The sequence below is a fragment of the Erythrobacter sp. GH1-10 genome (assembly GCF_045363165.1).
GTDB lineage: Bacteria > Pseudomonadota > Alphaproteobacteria > Sphingomonadales > Sphingomonadaceae > Erythrobacter.
On sequence record NZ_JBJFLP010000001.1, the window covers coordinates 2257791 to 2274697 of the forward strand.

Genomic DNA, 16907 nt, shown 5'->3' on the forward strand with positions numbered 1-16907 from the left:
CCTATTCGGCCGGCTGCGGTATCGCGTCGTCCGCTTCGATTTCCGGCTCGGCCTTGGCCTTCGCGCGGTCCAACCGGTGCAGCAGGAAAAATGTCAATGCGGCACCGACCAGCGGCAGGTAGAAATGCATCAGCCGCCACGTGCTCATCGCGGGGACGAGCACACCCATCGCCACGAAAGGCGCGAACAGCAGCAGGAAGGCCGCCTCCGCACCGCCCGCGCCGCCGGGCGTCGGGACAATCGAGCTGATCGTCTGGACGAGGTATTGCAGCAACCAGAAGAGCGCCGGTTGCCATTCCACCCCGAACGCCGCGAGCACCAGTCCGGCGATCGAGAACCGCACCACCCACTGCAGTGCGGAGAAGCCGAGGTTCACCAGCGCAACGCCCTTGCCGCGCTTGAAGACCGCCAGCCAATCCTCGGCGATCTGGAATATCCATCCTTTGACCCGCCGGGAAAACCGCCGCGCCCAGTCGCGCACGCTGTTGCCCATCAGACCGCCTGCGATCACCAGCGCAAGCACCGCCAGCGTCACCAGCACCCACAGCACGACCATGCTCGCGGTCCGTAGCGAAGCATCAAGCCTGGCGAGCAGCTCGGGATCGGAGCTGAAGAATTCGAACATCGCAAACCCGGTGATGCCGAGACAGGCGGCAAGCATACCCACCAGCAGGAAGGTGTCTTCTGCCGCCTGGAACGATATCAGCGTCACCGAGCGGCGGGAATCGACCCCCTCGCCCATCAGGAACAGCATCTTGATCGGCATGCCTCCGGTCGCCGATGGCGTCACCGAGTTGGCCACCATCGTACCTGTGATCACCTTGAGCGAGCCGCGAAAGCCGAGCTTGAGGTCGAGAAACCGCGCCCAGATCGACAGCCGCACCGAATTGGCGATCATCGGCACGAAGACCAGCGCGGCGACCAGCCACAGCATGCCCGGCTGCTTCACCTTCTCGCTGATGTCGATTCCGCCCAGCGAATAGACCAGCACCGCGACGTTCCCGAGCGCGACGATCGGAAGGATCGAAAGCGCAATCGTGAGCGTCCTGCGCGGCAGGTTGCGCAGATGATCGACCGCCGGGTCTTCCACCCGGGTCGTTTCGTTTTCGCTAGGGTTGGTTTGGGTCACGATGCGAAGCTCAAGGCGCGTTTCAATGGCTCGGCGATGGACCCATTCCGGCGCGCATCGCGTGCCTTCAACGCCTCGACATATTCGACATTAATCAGTTGTTCGAATGTTTGCTGCCAGCGGTTGTGCGAATTGGCAAGCTCGATCGAACGCTCGCGCATTCCCGCATAGTCGCCGCGCCATACCTTTACGACGTTCTGGGCCATGGCCACGCAATCGTCGACCGGGCCGAGCGCACCGGTGCCGTCGGGCACACGCTCGGGCATCGCGCCGCTGGCGACGCCGACCACCGGAAGTCCCGAAGCCTGCGCCTCGAGCACCGAAATGCCGAAAGTCTCGTCCGCCATGCCGCTGACATAGATGTCGCAGCTGGCGAGCGCCGTCGCGAGATCCTTGCGATTGGTGATGTAGCCCGGAAATGCGACCGGCAGCCCCTGCGACTGTTCGATCAGGCTTTCGCGCAGCTTGCCTTCGCCCAGCAGCACCATCCCCGCGCCCAGTTCGGGCGGCAGGTTCTTGAACATCTCGACCAGCGTGTATGCGCGTTTCTCGTTGTCCAGCCGCCCGGCATAGATCAGCAGCGGCCCCTTGCCTTCGGGCAGGCCGACCTTGCGGCGATAATCGGGATCGCGATGAGCCGGCGAAAACTGGTCGACATTCACGCCCAGGCCGAGGACGCCGGTGTTTGTCTGACCGACTTTGTTGATCATCCGCTCCGCCTCGCGGTTGAGCGTGTAGACCCGGTCGAACCGGTTGTACGTCATCCAGGCATAGAAATAGCCGACGTTCTTGAAGAAAGTCGCGGGGTAGTGGCCCGACAGATCCTTCATCACGCGGTAGATTTGCGCGTTGGGAAAATCGGTCCGGTAACCGGCTACGAGCGCAGTATCGGGATATTTCCAGCGATGCCGGATCGCCAGCCACGGCAGGACCCACGGGCACTGGCTTTCAATGATGTTCGGCATGTATTCGCGCAGCAGCTCGAACACGGCGTCGTTGCGGTTGATCCAACGGTAATTGGGGCTTCCCCACACTTGCGGCGCGCCGACCTCCGCAAAGATCGTGCGCCCTTCGACAGTGATCTTGTCTTCGGGCCCCGGCACGATCTGGAGCAGGCGGTGCCCGGTATTTTCCTGGAAAAAGCGCTTCTTTTCCTTGAGGTAGGTGGATATCCCGCCCCCGCCACTTGCCGACCAGCTTTGCGTCAGATCGCAGATCAGGGTGTTCTCGGGCAGGCTCTGCACGCCCGCCGAGGTCGTTGCCCCGGAAGCGACCGCATCGTCCATGAACGGGAGCGATGCGCCCAGAACCGCATCGTCCAATTCGGACTGCCCTTCCACGTTATCGATGGGACTGCGGTTCCGCGTCATATGAGACCACTGTTCTTTCTTAGTTGCGTCGAACACACGACCGGATCGGCGCGCGTCCCCTACAAATCGCACGCTCTGGCGTCAAATTTCCGCGGCTAGATAGGGCCGGACGCCCGAAGTTAAACCCCGGCGCCGACAAAGCGACGGATTGTCGCGTCTTACTGCTCCATCACGGGCGGCGCACTTGGAATGACCCCGCCGGTCAGGATCGAACGCGGTTCGTTGGCGAGGATTCCGACCACCATCGTCCAGACCGCGACATTTTGGCGAAGCTGCGCCTTGTCGATCTTGTCGAGCGTGTCGTCGGGGGTGTGGTGAAGGTCGAAATAGCGCGTCCCGTCCTGCTGGAGGTCGATGATTGCCGCCTTTTGGTCGCGCGCGATGTTCAGATCCGCGCCGCCGCTTGCGCGGATGGTCGAATCGGCCACGCCGAAACGGGCGATGGCCTTGGCAATCTTCGCGTGCAGGCCGGGATTGGTCTCGCGGAAATTGCTCTCGAAGCGCCAGATCCGGTCGGCTCCGAGATCGCTTTCCAGCCCGACAGCGATCGGCTCGTCGATATGGGCCGCGCTGTAGGCGATCGAGCCGTAAAGGCCGACTTCCTCGGCACCCGCCATCAGGATCCGCACGGTGCGCAGTTGCCGGCCATAGGCAGTCGCGTGTTTGGCAGCGGCAACTATGATCCCGCAGCCCGCACCGTCATCGAACGCGCCGGGGGAGTTCCACCAGCTGTCGATATGGCACGCGAGCAAAACCGGCGGCAGCTCGGGATTTCGGCCAACTATCTCGGCGACAACATTGCCGCTCTGCTGCTTGCCGATCATTCGCGGATTGAGCTCGAGCTCCAAGATCACCGGTGCATCGCCGGCGCGAGCGAACATCCTTTCCAGGTTTTCAGCGTCCGGCACGCTCAGCGCTCCCGCCGGGATCGGGTCCACGCCTTCGGGGAAGCGCGTGACTCCGGTATGCGGGTTGCGGTGATAATCGGTGCCGATCGACTTTATCACGATGCCCGCTGCGCCCTTGCTCGCCGCAATACCGGGTCCGACGAACCGTGCCCCTCCATAATAGCCGTAATGCGATCCGTCCTGCGCCGGCCGCATTTCGTGGCTGACATAAGCGATCTTGCCCGCAAGGCTGCCTGCCGGGGCCGCCTGCAGATCGTCGAGCGTCGGGAAAAACACCAGTTCCGCGGTCAGCCCGCCTGGGGGCGTCGCGGCGCTGTTGCCGAGCGGCTGTATCACGAAATCCTGCGTGAACGGCGCAGTCACCCGAGCGCGGTGGATGTCTCCAGGAACCCAGGTGTCCATCTCGAACGGCTCGACCGCGACATTCGTGAAACCGTTCGATCCAAGCCACCGGACAGCCCAGTCGCGACCGCGCTTTTCCGCCTCGGTCCCAGCCTGTCGCGGGCCGACCTCGGTGGTGATCCCCTCGACGAAATCCCATGCAACCTCGTCGCGCTCCAGTGCGGCCTCTGCCTGATCTTCCAGCGAAGGAGCGGGCGGGGGAACCGCGATGGCTGCAGTGGCCGAAAGCGAGAGCGCGGCGAGCGCGAAGACGGTCTTTTTCATAGGCAGGCAGCTAGGCAAGGGCGCCGACGCTGTAAACCGGTAATGCGGTCGGTCCGCTAGGCCGCGCTCGTAACGCGCTCTTCCAAATCGCGTCCAGAGGCATGGATCGGCTCGACACTTCTTCCACGCCTTTCACCGGCCACGACCACCCTGTCGCGGCCTGCCTCCTTGGCCTCGTACAGCGCCTGGTCGGCACGGGAGAAGGCGCGCGCATACCCCTCTCCGCGATTGATCGCCGTCACCCCGAAGCTCGCGGTCAGACGGACATCTTCGCTGATGCCTTCATGCGCCATCGCGGCCCATGACTTGCGCAAGCGCTCCGCAAGCCCCTCCGCTTCCCTCGCCGTACAATCCCAAACGAGGACGCAGAATTCTTCGCCTCCGATGCGACCGGCGTGGTCGGTGTTGCGGATCGTACGGGCGATGAGTTCCCCGAAGGTTGCGATCGCGCGATCACCGACCTGATGGCCCCAGATGTCGTTGACCTGCTTGAAATGGTCGATGTCGGCGAGGATCAGGCTCAGCGGCGTCTCGACTTCTTCGCTCTCGCCCAGCGTGCGTTCGACCCGCTCTTCGAACCCGCGACGCAAAGGAAGACCCGTCAGCGCGTCGCTTTGCGAGCGCAATTGCAGATCGCGAATCTGGTCAGAGAGGACGGCTGCGAGAACGGCAGATGCGAGCAACAGGGTCATGATCGCCGCGCTCGCCGTAAGGATCGCATAGCCGACGGACTCGCGATACTCGGTGGCCGTCATCGCACCTTCCATCATGATGACGACGACCGGTCGAACGAAGAACTGCGCAGCGATCAGCGCGAACAGCCAAACCAGCACCCGATCGACTATCGCGCGCGAGCCGGCTTGCGCAAGCAATTGCGCTGCCATTACGAACACGATGCCGCAGGCCGCATTGACCACAAACAGGCTGGCAGCGAAGCTCTCCACGCTCACGGCAATCGCGTTCAGGATGCCGACGAAGACCGCCGTTGCCAGCCAGGTCTTGAGCGGGGTCGATTTGCCCAGGCGGGTGCAGGCCGCCCACGCGAAGGAAATGCTCGCCAGCAGGCTAAATGTGTGCATGCCCACCCGCGGCAGAAGCGCCTCGGGGTTTGGCGTGAAATGGTTTATCGAAAGGCTCACGCCGATCGCCAACGGGGCGAGCACAAAGCCCAGCAGGTATCGCTTCCCACGGTCCCTCAACCACAGGATCAGCGCGCCGACCGCGAATATCAATGACATCCCGGGATTGATCAGCCCGAGCACCTGTTCCGGCACGTACGACCCCTTTGAAAATCAGGATTTTCTCGTAGCAGGGGCGGGTTAAGGCACCGCTAACCGCGACTACGGGTCCCAAGCCGCCTTGCCCTTGCCCCGCGCGCGCACTATTTGCCCTGGCAAGCAATCTCTTCCAGACTTCCGACCGACAAGGACGACCCCAAATGGCCGCGCAATACGCCTATGTCATGAAAGGCATGACCAAGAGCTTCCCCGGTGCTCCCAAGCCGGTGCTCTCGAACATCAACCTGCAATTCTACCAAGGTGCAAAGATCGGCATCGTCGGCCCCAATGGCGCGGGCAAATCGACCCTGATGAAGATCATGGCCGGGATCGACACCGATTTCTCGGGCGAGGCATGGCCGGGCGAGAACATCACCGTCGGCTACCTGCCGCAGGAGCCGGAGCTCGACACCTCGAAGACCGTGCTCGAAAACGTAAAGGACGGCGCCCGCGAAACCGCCGACCTCGTCGAACGCTACAACGCGGTCGCCGCGCAGATGGCCGAGCCCGATGCCGATTACGAGAAGCTCGGCGATGAAATGGCCGATCTTCAGACCAAGATCGACGCGGTCGATGGCTGGACGCTCGACAACCAGCTCGAAATCGCGATGGAAGCGCTGCGCTGCCCGCCTTCGGATGCCAGCGTCGAAAACCTTTCGGGCGGTGAAAAGCGCCGCGTGGCGCTCACCCGCCTGCTGATCCAGAAACCCTCCATCCTGCTGCTCGACGAGCCGACAAACCATCTCGACGCGGAATCCGTCGAATGGCTCGAAAACCACCTCAAGGAATATGCCGGCGCGGTGCTGATGATCACCCACGATCGCTATTTCCTCGACAATGTGGTGGAATGGATCCTCGAGCTCGATCGCGGCTCCTACTACCCGTATGAAGGCAACTACTCGACCTATCTCGAGAAGAAGGCCAAGCGGCTCGAGCAGGAAAGCCGCGAAGAGAGCGGCAAGCAAAAGGCGCTCAACCGCGAGCTCGAATGGATCCGGCAGACGCCCAGCGCGCGCCAGACCAAGTCGAAGGCGCGTATCCGCAAGTTCGAGGAACTGCAGGAAGCGCAGGGCAACCGCACGCCGGGCAAGGCGCAGATCGTCATCCAGGTGCCCGAGCGGCTGGGCGGCAAGGTGATCGAGGCGAAGAACATCACCAAGGCCTATGGCGACAAGCTATTGTTCGAAAACCTCTCCTTCATGCTGCCCCCGGGCGGGATCGTCGGCGTGATCGGCCCCAACGGCGCGGGCAAATCGACGCTGTTCAAGATCATCACCGGACAGGAAACCCCCGACAGCGGCACGATCGAGATCGGCGACACCGTGCGCCTCGGCTATGTCGATCAGTCGCGCGACGACCTGACGCCGACTAATAACGTGTGGGAGGAAATCTCCGACGGGCTCGATTACATGAAGGTCAACGGCCACGACATGTCGACCCGCGCCTATGTCGGCGCGTTCAACTTCAAGGGGCAGGACCAGCAGAAGAATGTCGGCAAGCTGTCCGGCGGCGAACGCAACCGCGTCCACATGGCCAAGATGCTCAAGCAGGGCGGCAACGTCCTGCTGCTCGACGAACCGACCAACGACCTCGACGTCGAAACGCTCGGTGCGCTCGAAGACGCAATCGAGAACTTCGCCGGCTGCGCCGTGGTAATCTCGCACGACCGCTTTTTCCTCGACCGCCTAGCGACGCACATCCTCGCGTTCGAGGGCAACTCGCACGTCGAGTGGTTCGAGGGCAACTTCGAGGCGTATGAGGAAGACAAGCGGCGCAGGCTTGGCGACGCGGCTGATCGGCCTACGCGGTTGGCTTATAAGAAGCTGACGCGTTGACGAAAAAGGGGCGGGTTTCCCCGCCCCTTGGTTAGGCTAAGAGCCAGATCGCGATAGCGGTCCATCGGATGACGGCTGCAATATTGACCGTAGTCTTAACTTCTACCTCGACTTGGAATTTCGGCATAACCGATCTCCCAGGCCGCGGCGCGCCGCCGACGTGAAAGGTTGACGGAATTCGCGACTACGTTTCGGATATCCTCCGTCAGTAGCTTCCGGGCTGACCACGACACACGCGTATGCTTCGGTCTGGCGGTTTGGTGCGCGGAGCCAATTCGACGGTCCACCGGACCGCTAAGGAACTGGGAATACCGCCCGCCTCTCGATCCAAAAATCGGTGGCCGTTTACCAGACGCTCCGCTTCAGACCGGATTTCTTGCTTAGACGAACTGGAACATGCTGGCAACATGAGTACAAATTGCTTGGGGATTGTTTATGGCGTCACCCCGGACTTGATCCGGGGTCCCGCTACTTGCTTGTTTGCGCAAAGTAAGAAGTAAGCGGGATCCCGGCTCGGGGGCCGGGATGACGTTGGGGAGAATTCTCACATCAATTGATCGAACCGGTCGTCCCAGCTGGGGTTGGACTTTTCGACCAACTCAATCTTCCATTCTCGCCGCCAGCGTTTGAGGCGCTTTTCGAAGGCGATTGCCTCTTCGATAGTCGCAAACCGCTCCGCCAAGACCAACCGCTTCAATTCATACTTGGCGCAGAAATCCGAACCGCGCCCCTCTCGGTGCTGCGTTACCCTCGACGCCAGGTCCGCCGTCACGCCCACGTAGATCATGCCTCGATAGCGGTCCGCCATCATGCAAACCCAACCGCCATGTGCTTCGCGATACATTTCAGATGGTTGAGGGCAAGCGGGACCCCTGGTCAAGCCCGGGGTGACGAGAACTGCGATACGTGTATCCTCCGCCCCATGTCGCAAAGCCACGCCATGACCAAAGCCGCATCGTTTCGCGTCGCTGGCGTGTTCAGCCTGCTCGCGCTTGCGCTCATGCTGATGGGGTCTGGCGTCATCCTGTCCTCCAAGGGCACGGCGGCGCAGGATCCGCTGGAGGTCTCCTCGGACCCCGCTACCTTCACCGCCATCCTCGAGGCCGCCAATCCGGCGCTGCGGACGGCGTTGTTCCTCGACGGATTGTTCGCGCTCTCCTATGCGGGCGCGGTCGTGTTCGCGGTGCTCGCCCTTTACGATCGCTGCCCGCTCGCCGCCTGGGCGAGCGGGCTCGGGATTATCGCCACCATGCTGCTCGATATCTCCGAAAACCTGATGATGATGGGCTCGCTCGGCCTTGCCGGTGCGGGGCAGGAAATCACCGGCGAGCGGATCGCGCTGCATGTGTTCGTGTCGGGCATGAAGCTGCACCTCGCGGCGTTCTCGCTCGTCGTGTTCACCTTCATTTTGCCGAAGGACGGGCTGGTCACGTGGCTGATGCGCTGGGGCGGGCGGACGATCATGCCCATCGCCGCGATCCTCTTTGTCACCGACGCTTTCGGGATGAGCGCGAACGCCTCGTTCGGCGTGTTCCTCGCGATGACCGGCGGGTTCGCGCTGCAGGCGATCCTGATGTTTCGCGAGGCGCGCGATCAGGAGCGGGCAGGGTGACCGCCACGCACTGCATCATCCATGGCAAGGTCCAGAGCGTGTTCTACCGCGACTGGACGGTCGCGACCGCGCGTTCGCTCGGCATCGCCGGCTGGGTGCGCAACCTGCCCGATGGCACGGTCGAGGCGCAGCTCGAGGGCGAACGCGAAACCATCGCCCGCATGATCGAGGCCATGCGCGGCGGCCCTCCCCGCGCCGCACCCACACACATCGACACGCGCGAAGTGCCGGGCGAAGGCTTCGACACGTTCGAGCGGCGTTGAACACGCTTTACTCGCCGTTAACCATACACGGTGCATCCCCTCTCCTCGTCAGGGGCAAGCAACCGAGGGGCACGCGTCACCGTGTGGGACGTCGCGACAATTCCGGGAGTGTTCGAGGCGGTCGGGGTCGATCCGCTCGCGGGGCTTGTCGCCGCTGCCGGAGGCGCGATCCTGCTGGCCGGGCTGCTCATGCGCCCCGCCCGCGCCCGTGGCGATGTCCGCACCGGACAGCACGCGCTTTCGGGCCTGTTTCGCCGCGATACGCTCGAAACCGAGCTTGCCGGGGTCTGCGCCCAGCGCTCGCGCCGCGACACCGTCCATAACGTTGCCAGTGTCCTGCGCGGGGCCGAGACAGATGCGCAACTGATCCGCGAAGTGCAGGTGTGGCTGGAGGGCGAAGGCTTCATCCTTCTCGATCCGCCTGCCATCAGAGGTCCGGAACCCGTCGCGACCGGGGACTACGATGAATACGAGGAAGTGCTGCTCCTCCCCGCCCCGCAAGCCAAAGCCGCCTGAGCGCTCAGGGGGAAACCCACCGGCCTTTCCACTCGCCTCCCTCGCGCTCGAATTGCGCGCGGACATGGCCGGTGTGCGCGAGGTAGAACCAGTCGAGCGCTTCGAGTTCGACCAGCAGCACTGCGAAATTGTCCCACGCGGGATGCAAGTCCTCGTCGCTTGGCTCGACGCCTTCGAATGCGGCGGGCAGCCCCGAGGTCGGCACCTGTGACACCGCGCCCGGTCCTTTGCCGAGATAACAGCGCTTGGCGAAATTGGTGCCCTTCTCCCACGCGGCCTGCGTCACCGGATCGTCGCGCAGGATGCGGCCCGTGCCGCGCACCCTGATCTGCACCTTTGCGCCTTTGTCGTAGAACAGCACCGCCATGCGCGGATCGGCTTCGATCGCGGCGACCTTGGGCGCGCGGGTGTCGGTGTGGAAGCGCAGCGTCCACGCCTCGGCGTCGAATTCGCGCAGCACCATCGTACGCGCATCGACATCGCTGGTGACGACTGCCGGGGTGTGCATCGGGACCTTGCGGTCCTTCGCCGCGCGGATCAGGCGGTTGGCGCAATCGCGGCGGACGTCTTCGAGAGTTTCGAACATGGCGGCGGCAATTGGACCTCTTGCGCGTGCCGTCAAGCCGTTAATAAAAACCGTCCTCAACATTAACGGCAGTCTAAACGACCGGTTAAGGCTCGTGACAGCGACTCGTCTCTAGAAGGTGGGGTATCAAAGCGTATCAAGACGTATCAATCATGCCGTGAGTGGTGGGGCGGCGACACAGGAGGCACTCATGAACCTATCCCTTTTGCTCAAGGGTAGTGCGCTGTCCGCCCTCGCATTCGCGTTGGCTCTGGTCGCACCGCCCGAGGAAGCGCAGGCCGCGACCGCTTCGGTCGAAGCCGGCGCCGAAAGCGATTCCGCCCAACCCGAGGGCCGCCGCGACCGACGCGGGGAGCGCCGCAGCGAACGGCGTCAGGCACGCTCGCAGAACCGTGGCCAGCGCGCACAGGCCCGTCAGGAAAGCCGCCCCCAGCGACAGCGTGCTGAGCGGCCCGCGCGGCAGCGACAGGAAACCAGGCGCGATCGCGGCCAGCGGCAGGAAGCCCGCCGTGCAGTCCAGCGCCGCGTCGAGCGCGTCGATGCTCGCGATCGCTGGCAGACCCGCGGCGAGCGCGCACGTCAGGTCGGTCGCCAGAGCGAACGCAGAGCGGATCGCGTCGACCGCCGCAGCGAACGCCGGGCCAACCAGGTCGAGCGTCGTGGCGATCGCCGCGCCGAACGCTTCGAACGCAGAGGCCGTGACGGGGTTGCCAATCGCGTCGACCGCCGCAGCGAGCGTCGGGCTGATCGCATCGAACGTCGCGGCGATCGCAATGCGAACCGTATCGAACGGCGCGGAGACCGCCGGGCCGACAGGATCCGCAATAACCGCTATGCCGACGGACGCCGCGACCGGTCCTACGGCGCCGATCGCCGGGCTGATCGTCGCCGCGACTTCCGCCGCGACCAGCGTCGCGATGGCTACCGGGACGGTCGCCGCTATCGCGACCAGCGCGGTGACCGCTATCGGGACGGCCGCCGCTATCGCGACCAGCGCTACAGCTACGGTCGCGGCTATCGGGACGGACGGCGTGATTTCCGCCGCTGGAACCGCAAGTGGCGCAACAACCACCGCTACAATTGGTCGCGCTATCGCCACGCGAACCGCAGCATCTTCCGTCTCGGCCGCTATTATGCACCTTACCGGTCGCACTATTACAGCCGGATCCGGATCGGCTTTTATCTCGATAGCCTGTTCTTCAGCTCGAGATACTGGATCAACGACCCGTGGGCCTATCGCCTGCCCGCCGTCTACGGCCCCTATCGCTGGGTCCGCTATTACGACGACGTGCTGCTGGTCGATATCTACACCGGCGAAGTGGTCGACGTGATCCACGACTTCTTCTGGTAACGAGACCGGAATCAATATCGAGGCCCCTGCCGGAGCGATCCGGCGGGGGCTTTCGTTTTGCTTTCTCCGCGCATTTGCACCGCGAGCGCGAGTTGGTAAGCAGCGCCGATGAGCAAGACCGAGACGATTCCGGACCAGGCCGCGCTGAAGCGGTTGGGCAAGAGCGTGAAGGAGCGGCTGGAGGCCGACCCGGGCGTATACCGCGTCCCCACCGATCTCGCCGATCTCTACGCCATCGGCGATTTCCTGAGCCTTTCCGAATGCGAGCGGCTGTGCACCATGATCGACGAGGTCGCGCGCCCGTCTTCGTTGCACGAGGTCGGGTACGAAACCGGCTTCCGCACTTCCTATTCGGGCGATCTCGATCCCGAAGACAGCTTCGTGCGCGGCATCTCGCGGCGGATCGACGACCTGTTGGGGATCGATTCCACTTTCGGCGAGGCGGTGCAGGGGCAACGCTATCTCCCGGGCCAGCAATTCAAGCCGCACAATGACTGGTTCTATGTCACCGAGCGATACTGGGAGCTCGAGCAAGCGCGCGGCGGGCAACGCAGCTGGACCGCCATGGCCTATCTCAACGAGGTCGAGGAAGGCGGCGGCACGCATTTCACCGAAATCGGCATCAATATCGAACCCAAGCCCGGCGTGCTGCTCGTCTGGAACAACGCCAAGCCCGACGGCAGCCCCAACCTCGACACCATGCACGCGGGCACTCCGGTGGTGAAAGGCAGCAAATACGTCATCACCAAGTGGTATCGCACGCGCACCTGGCGCTAGGGCTCAAGAACGCGCCAGAGCCTCCGCGATGAGTTTGCGGCTCGGCTCGATCCCGTAAAGCGCGATGAAGCTGCCCATGCGCGGCCCCTGCTCGCTCCCGAGCAGCGTTTCGTAGAGCGCCCGGAACCAGTCGCGCAGGTTCTCGAACCCGAATTCCTCGAGCTTGCCGATCTCGTAAACCAGCGTCTGGATATCCTCCGCGGACGTTCCCGGCTGCACTTCAGCTAGCCCGGCATCGAGCGCCTTGAGCGCCGCCACTTCGCTGCCCACCGGCGCACGCTTCTTCAGCGTCGGGGCGATGAAATCGCGGTTGTAGGCGATCGCCTTGTCGACCAGCAGGTCGAGCGCCGGGTGCGCAGCCGGATCGGCATCGTCGATATAGCTGCCGAGATAGGACCACACGGCCTCGCGCGTCGCTTCGGCACCGAGCACCCCGACGAGGTTGAGCAGCAGGCTGAACGGCACCGGCAGGCTGTCGCCCGCGCCCGGCGCCTCGGCGCCCTCGAACCCGCCATTGGAGCGGGCGAGGTGCCACACGGGATTGCCGAGCTGCTTGTCGAGCGGCTGTTCGGCCAGCCGCTCGCGGAATTGCCAGTAATCGTCGATCGCGCGCGGGATCACCCCCGCATGGAGCTGCTTGGCGCTCTTCGGGTTGGGGAAGATGTAGAAGCCAAGGCTCTGGTCGCTGCCGTATTGCAGCCATTCCTCGATCGACAGGCCGTTGCCCTTCGACTTGGAAATCTTCTCGCCCTTTTCGTCGAGGAACATCTCGTAGATCAGGCCATCGGGCTTGCGCCCCCCCAGCACCTTCACGATCTTGCCCGACTGCACTCCGCTGTCGGTCAGGTCCTTGCCGTACATCTCGTAATCGACGCCGAGCGCGTACCAGCGCATCGCCCAGTCGACCTTCCATTGCAGCTTGGACATGCCGCCCAATGCCGATTGTTCGACCTCGCTGCCGTCCTCGTCGGTAAAGCGGATGATCCCGGCCTCGGCATCGACCACCTCGACCGGAACCTGCAGCACGCGCCCGCTGATGGGCGAGACCGGGAGCACCGGCGAATAGGTCTGCCGCCTTTCCTCGCGCAAAGTCGGCAGCATGATGTCGAGAATGTCCTGGTTCTTGCGCAGCACCTGCCGCAGCGCGTCGTCGAAGCGGCCCGAATTGTACATGTCGTTCGCGGCGACGAATTCGTAATCGAATCCGAACCGGTCGAGGAATTCGCGCAGCATCGCATTGTTGTGCGCAGCAAAGCTCTCGTGCCCGGCCTCGAAGGGGTCGGGAATGCGTGACAGCGGCTTGCCGAGATGCTCGGCCAGCATGTCGGCATTCGGGACATTGTCGGGGACCTTGCGCAGCCCGTCCATATCGTCCGAGAACGCGACGAGGCGCGTCTTGCCGTCTTCGGGCTTGGCGCCAATCATCGCTTCGAACGCGCGGCGCACGAAGGTGGTGCGCAGCACTTCCTGAAACGTGCCGATATGCGGCAGGCCGCTAGGCCCGTAGCCGGTTTCGAACAGGATCGGCGAGCCATCCGGCTTTGCCCCATCGGGATAGCGCTTCAAGAGGCGCTGCGCTTCCTGGAACGGCCAGGCCTTGGAATTGCGGGCGGCGTCGATGAGATCGTTCATGGTCATGGTGGTGCGGGCTTTCGTGGATGGAAAAGGATGTTGCAAGCGTCGCGGCATTTCAGCCGAAGCGAAGTTGACAAAGGTGACACGGTGTCACCCGTGTTTTCGCACCCGTTTTCGCAGCAACATCATCATCTTAAGCCCTGAAAGTCGAAGTTGACACTTCACCGAAACAAAAACCGAAGCGTTTATCCTGGGTCCCGGTTCCCTGAATAGCGGCAACGGCCGCTGTAGGACAGGGACAATCAGAACCAAGCGCGCAGGCCCACGAGCAGTTTCAATCCGTCCGGATCCTCGCCATTCGCCCGCGCCAGATCGGCGGTGCCGAAGGTTTTCGCTTCGTATTCGACGCCGATATAGGGGGCGAATTCGCGTTCGATCTCGTAGCGCAGCCGCACGCCCGGTTCGACCTTTGTGATCCCGGCAGCAATCTCGCGCTGCGGGATATCCTGGGCGCTGGCTTCAATCTCGATCCGTGGCTGGAGGATCAGGCGCTGGGTGATCTTCTGGTCGTATTCGGCCTCGATCCGCGCGGTGAGGTCCCCCTCGTCGGACAGGAACAGCGCGCCGTCGACATGGAACATGTAGGGCGCAAGGCCCTGGACGCCGAGCACAAGATGCCCGCGCGTATCGGGTTCCGGATCGAAGCGCACGCCTGCCTGCAGGTCCCAGAACGGGCCGATCGCGCGGCTGAAGAGCGCCTGCACCTCGGCGTCTTCGAGCTCGCCCCCGAACTCGCCCTCACCCTCGGTCTTGAGCACGAAGCGATTGATGTCGCCGCCGTACCAGGCCTGCGCATCCCAGACGTAGCCGGTGTCGCCGCCATCGGTGGGCACGCGCGCCTCGAGCCGCTCGACCATCACCATGCCGGTCTTCATCCCGCCGTTTTCCTGCGCAAGTTGCCGGCGCGCCGAAGCCATCGCCTGCTCGCCCCAGATCGCGTCGGCGGCGTGGCGCGGCCCTTCGAAGGCGCGCTGCGGCACCGCGCTTTCGGGAGCGGCTCCGGGAGCGGACTTGTCGCCGCCCATGTCGTGTTCCGAATGATCCATCTGGTCGCCCATGTCCTCCATGGGCTTTGGCTCCGCCTCGTCTTTCTTTGGCGGGCACTGCTCGGGCGGCAGGTGACCCATCGCGCAATGATCCATCTCCGCCTCGGGCTGCTGCGCCTGCGGCTTGTGCGCCGAATGGTCCTGCGCAGAAAGCGGCGCTGCAATCAAAGCGGCGCCGGCAAGGAACAGGGCACGCATCACGCCTTCCCTTCGGCCGGGAACGGTCGCACGGTCACGACCTGCATCATGCCCGAATGCATGTGGTAGAGCAGATGGCAGTGAAACGCCCAGTCGCCCGGCTCATTCGCGGAGAGATCGAAGGTCGCGGTGCTTCCGGGCTGCACGACCAGAGTATGCTTCAGCGGCTGGTGCATGTGATCTGCGCCGTTGACCAGCTCGAAGAAGTGGCCGTGCAGGTGGATCGGGTGCGCCATCATCGTCTGGTTGACGAGCTTGACCCGCACGCGCTCGTCGAAGCCGAAACGGATCGGATCGTCGGTGACGGCGGTGAATTTCTTGCCGTCGAAGCTCCACATGTACCGTTCCATATTGCCGGTGAGATGGATCTCCATCTCGCGTTCGACCTCGCGGTGCGGGTTCATCTTCGCCGCCTTGAGGTCGGTGTAGCGCAGCACGCGGTGATCGACTGTGTCGAGGCCTAGGCCGGGGAAATCCATCCGGTCCATCGGCATCGGCGCGATCATGTCGACGCCCGCGCCGACCTTGACATCGTCGGGAACGAGCGACTTGTCGCGCATCGAATGGTCCATTCCGCCCATGTCGCCCATGTCATGCCCCATCGCGGCATGATCCATCATCCCCATGTCGGTCATGGTCAGCGTCGGGGTTTCGCGCAGCGCCGGCGGAGTGGCGATGTGCCCCTTGTGGCTGGTCAGGCTGGCGATCCCCATGCCCGAGCGGTCCATCGCCTCGGCAACGAGCGCGTGGCTGCCGTCACCCGGCTGCACGATTACGTCGTAGGTTTCCGCCGTGCCGATCTGGAATTCGTCGATCTCGACCGGCTCGACGTCCTTGCCGTCGGCCTGGATCACCGTCATCGGCACGCCGGGAATGCGCACGTTGAAGAAGGTCATGGCCGAGCCGTTGATGACGCGCAGGCGCACCCGCTCGCCCGGCTTGAATTCAAGCTGGAGATCGTCCGCCGGGCCGTGGCCGTTGATGAGGTAGGTGTAGGTCGAGCCGGTGACGTCCGCGATGTCGCGCGGATTCATCCGCATCTGGCCCCACATCCGGCGCATTTCGCCCGACATTTCGCCTTCGGTCGCGGTCATCATCTGGCGGTTGAAGTAATGCTCGCCGACCTTGAGCTTGCGCATGATTTCGTGCGGATGCACCGGCGTGAATTCGCTGAGCAGCACCACATAGTCGCGGTCGTAGCGCGGGTCCGGCTCGGCCGGTTCGATCACCAGCGGACCGTAATGCCCCGCCTGCTCCTGCAGGCCCGAGTGCGAATGCCACCAATATGTGCCGTGCTGGCGGATCGGGAATTCATAGGTGAAGCGCTGGCCCGGCTTGATCCCGGGAAAGCTCACGCCCGGCACACCATCGAACTGGAACGGCAGCAACAGGCCGTGCCAATGGATCGAGGAGTCCTCATCCAGGTTATTGGTGACGTGCAGGCGCACGTCCTGCCCTTCCCTGAGGCGGATCAGCGGCCCCGGAACGGTGCCATTGACCGCCATCGCGTGCCCCGAACGCGCACCAGTGGTGAAATGGTGATCGCCGATCGCAAGCTCGATATCTTCGCCCGAAAGCTCTCCGAACCCGCGCTTCGCATGGCTGAGCGACGCGCCCCTGGCCCAGGCGGGCATGGGCAGCGAGGTCGCGGCGGCGAGGCCGGCGGTGCTGGCGATGAAATGGCGGCGATTGATGGTGCGGGACATAGGGGAAATACGTTCACTTGTGCAGATCGGCT

The 16907-nt window shown here is 63.7% G+C and carries 15 protein-coding genes; 6 read left to right on the forward strand and 9 right to left on the reverse strand.

Going from position 1 to position 16907, the window contains the following annotated elements:
- Window position 1 precedes the first annotated feature (1 nt).
- The 4 genes from ACI5KX_RS11195 to ACI5KX_RS11210 all read right to left on the reverse strand — a co-directional run bounded on the left by ACI5KX_RS11195 (window position 2) and on the right by ACI5KX_RS11210 (window position 5347).
- The gene (locus tag ACI5KX_RS11195) at window positions 2-1129 is read right to left on the reverse strand and encodes a YbhN family protein (RefSeq protein ID WP_406810738.1); all 1128 of its coding nucleotides are present in this window, start codon (window positions 1127-1129) and stop codon (window positions 2-4) included.
- The gene (locus ACI5KX_RS11200) at window positions 1126-2499 is read right to left on the reverse strand and encodes a glycosyltransferase (RefSeq protein WP_406810739.1); all 1374 of its coding nucleotides are present in this window, start codon (window positions 2497-2499) and stop codon (window positions 1126-1128) included. The genes ACI5KX_RS11195 and ACI5KX_RS11200 overlap by 4 nt, the downstream gene beginning before the upstream one ends.
- Window positions 2500-2657: 158 nt before the next feature.
- Entirely contained in the window at window positions 2658-4073 is a 1416-nt protein-coding gene (locus tag ACI5KX_RS11205) for a M28 family peptidase (RefSeq protein ID WP_406810740.1), read from the reverse strand.
- 56 nt (window positions 4074-4129) lie between these two features.
- The gene (locus ACI5KX_RS11210; protein ID WP_406810741.1) at window positions 4130-5347 is read right to left on the reverse strand and encodes a diguanylate cyclase; all 1218 of its coding nucleotides are present in this window, start codon (window positions 5345-5347) and stop codon (window positions 4130-4132) included.
- A gap of 164 nt (window positions 5348-5511) precedes the next feature.
- Here ACI5KX_RS11210 and ettA point away from each other — a divergent pair, with 164 nt between their 5' ends.
- Window positions 5512-7185, forward strand: a complete 1674-nt coding sequence (ettA, locus tag ACI5KX_RS11215) for an energy-dependent translational throttle protein EttA (RefSeq protein WP_406810742.1) — start codon at window positions 5512-5514, stop codon at window positions 7183-7185.
- A gap of 544 nt (window positions 7186-7729) precedes the next feature.
- On the opposite strand, the gene ACI5KX_RS11220 is transcribed toward ettA, so the two are convergent.
- Window positions 7730-8029, reverse strand: a complete 300-nt coding sequence (locus ACI5KX_RS11220) for a GIY-YIG nuclease family protein (protein ID WP_406810743.1) — start codon at window positions 8027-8029, stop codon at window positions 7730-7732.
- 96 nt (window positions 8030-8125) lie between these two features.
- Here ACI5KX_RS11220 and ACI5KX_RS11225 point away from each other — a divergent pair, with 96 nt between their 5' ends.
- From ACI5KX_RS11225 to ACI5KX_RS11235, 3 genes are all read left to right on the forward strand, one after another.
- Window positions 8126-8797 (forward strand): hypothetical protein, encoded by a 672-nt coding sequence (locus ACI5KX_RS11225; RefSeq protein ID WP_406810744.1) that lies wholly within the window; start codon window positions 8126-8128, stop codon window positions 8795-8797.
- Window positions 8794-9060: an acylphosphatase gene (locus ACI5KX_RS11230; RefSeq protein WP_406810745.1), complete on the forward strand. Its 267-nt coding sequence runs from the start codon at window positions 8794-8796 to the stop codon at window positions 9058-9060. Before ACI5KX_RS11225 ends, ACI5KX_RS11230 begins: the two co-directional genes overlap by 4 nt.
- 81 nt (window positions 9061-9141) lie before the next feature.
- Window positions 9142-9576: a hypothetical protein gene (locus tag ACI5KX_RS11235; RefSeq protein WP_406810746.1), complete on the forward strand. Its 435-nt coding sequence runs from the start codon at window positions 9142-9144 to the stop codon at window positions 9574-9576.
- A gap of 4 nt (window positions 9577-9580) precedes the next feature.
- Here ACI5KX_RS11235 and ACI5KX_RS11240 read toward each other — a convergent pair whose 3' ends face one another.
- Window positions 9581-10162 carry a pyridoxamine 5'-phosphate oxidase family protein gene (locus ACI5KX_RS11240; protein WP_406810747.1) on the reverse strand — a complete coding sequence of 194 codons (582 nt, stop codon included), beginning with the start codon at window positions 10160-10162 and terminating at the stop codon, window positions 9581-9583.
- Between the two features lie 190 nt (window positions 10163-10352).
- Here ACI5KX_RS11240 and ACI5KX_RS11245 point away from each other — a divergent pair, with 190 nt between their 5' ends.
- Both ACI5KX_RS11245 and ACI5KX_RS11250 read left to right on the forward strand, forming a co-directional pair.
- Window positions 10353-11513 carry an RcnB family protein gene (locus tag ACI5KX_RS11245; protein WP_406810748.1) on the forward strand — a complete coding sequence of 387 codons (1161 nt, stop codon included), beginning with the start codon at window positions 10353-10355 and terminating at the stop codon, window positions 11511-11513.
- Between the two features lie 108 nt (window positions 11514-11621).
- Window positions 11622-12290, forward strand: coding sequence for a prolyl hydroxylase family protein (locus ACI5KX_RS11250; protein ID WP_406810749.1), 669 nt, complete (start codon window positions 11622-11624; stop codon window positions 12288-12290).
- A gap of 3 nt (window positions 12291-12293) precedes the next feature.
- Here the strand turns inward: ACI5KX_RS11250 and ACI5KX_RS11255 are convergent, their stop codons facing one another.
- The 3 genes from ACI5KX_RS11255 to ACI5KX_RS11265 all read right to left on the reverse strand — a co-directional run bounded on the left by ACI5KX_RS11255 (window position 12294) and on the right by ACI5KX_RS11265 (window position 16875).
- Window positions 12294-13928, reverse strand: a complete 1635-nt coding sequence (locus tag ACI5KX_RS11255; protein ID WP_406810750.1) for a lysine--tRNA ligase — start codon at window positions 13926-13928, stop codon at window positions 12294-12296.
- A 239-nt stretch (window positions 13929-14167) separates the two neighbouring features.
- Entirely contained in the window at window positions 14168-15169 is a 1002-nt protein-coding gene (locus ACI5KX_RS11260; protein ID WP_406810751.1) for a copper resistance protein B, read from the reverse strand.
- Window positions 15169-16875 carry a copper resistance system multicopper oxidase gene (locus ACI5KX_RS11265; RefSeq protein WP_406810752.1) on the reverse strand — a complete coding sequence of 569 codons (1707 nt, stop codon included), beginning with the start codon at window positions 16873-16875 and terminating at the stop codon, window positions 15169-15171. Before ACI5KX_RS11265 ends, ACI5KX_RS11260 begins: the two co-directional genes overlap by 1 nt.
- Window positions 16876-16907 lie beyond the last annotated feature (32 nt).

Bases quoted from the DNA above. Each gene is read 5' to 3' on its own strand.
- ACI5KX_RS11200 (WP_406810739.1), bottom strand. From the start codon at position 2,499: ATGACGCGGAACCGCAGTCCCATCGATAACGTGGAAGGGCAGTCCGAA.
- ACI5KX_RS11205 (WP_406810740.1), bottom strand. From the start codon at position 4,073: ATGAAAAAGACCGTCTTCGCGCTCGCCGCGCTCTCGCTTTCGGCCACT.
- ettA (WP_406810742.1), top strand. From the start codon at position 5,512: ATGGCCGCGCAATACGCCTATGTCATGAAAGGCATGACCAAGAGCTTC.
- ACI5KX_RS11220 (WP_406810743.1), bottom strand. From the start codon at position 8,029: ATGTATCGCGAAGCACATGGCGGTTGGGTTTGCATGATGGCGGACCGC.
- ACI5KX_RS11225 (WP_406810744.1), top strand. From the start codon at position 8,126: ATGACCAAAGCCGCATCGTTTCGCGTCGCTGGCGTGTTCAGCCTGCTC.
- ACI5KX_RS11240 (WP_406810747.1), bottom strand. From the start codon at position 10,162: ATGTTCGAAACTCTCGAAGACGTCCGCCGCGATTGCGCCAACCGCCTG.
- ACI5KX_RS11245 (WP_406810748.1), top strand. From the start codon at position 10,353: ATGAACCTATCCCTTTTGCTCAAGGGTAGTGCGCTGTCCGCCCTCGCA.
- ACI5KX_RS11250 (WP_406810749.1), top strand. From the start codon at position 11,622: ATGAGCAAGACCGAGACGATTCCGGACCAGGCCGCGCTGAAGCGGTTG.
- ACI5KX_RS11255 (WP_406810750.1), bottom strand. From the start codon at position 13,928: ATGACCATGAACGATCTCATCGACGCCGCCCGCAATTCCAAGGCCTGG.
- ACI5KX_RS11260 (WP_406810751.1), bottom strand. From the start codon at position 15,169: ATGCGTGCCCTGTTCCTTGCCGGCGCCGCTTTGATTGCAGCGCCGCTT.
- ACI5KX_RS11265 (WP_406810752.1), bottom strand. From the start codon at position 16,875: ATGTCCCGCACCATCAATCGCCGCCATTTCATCGCCAGCACCGCCGGC.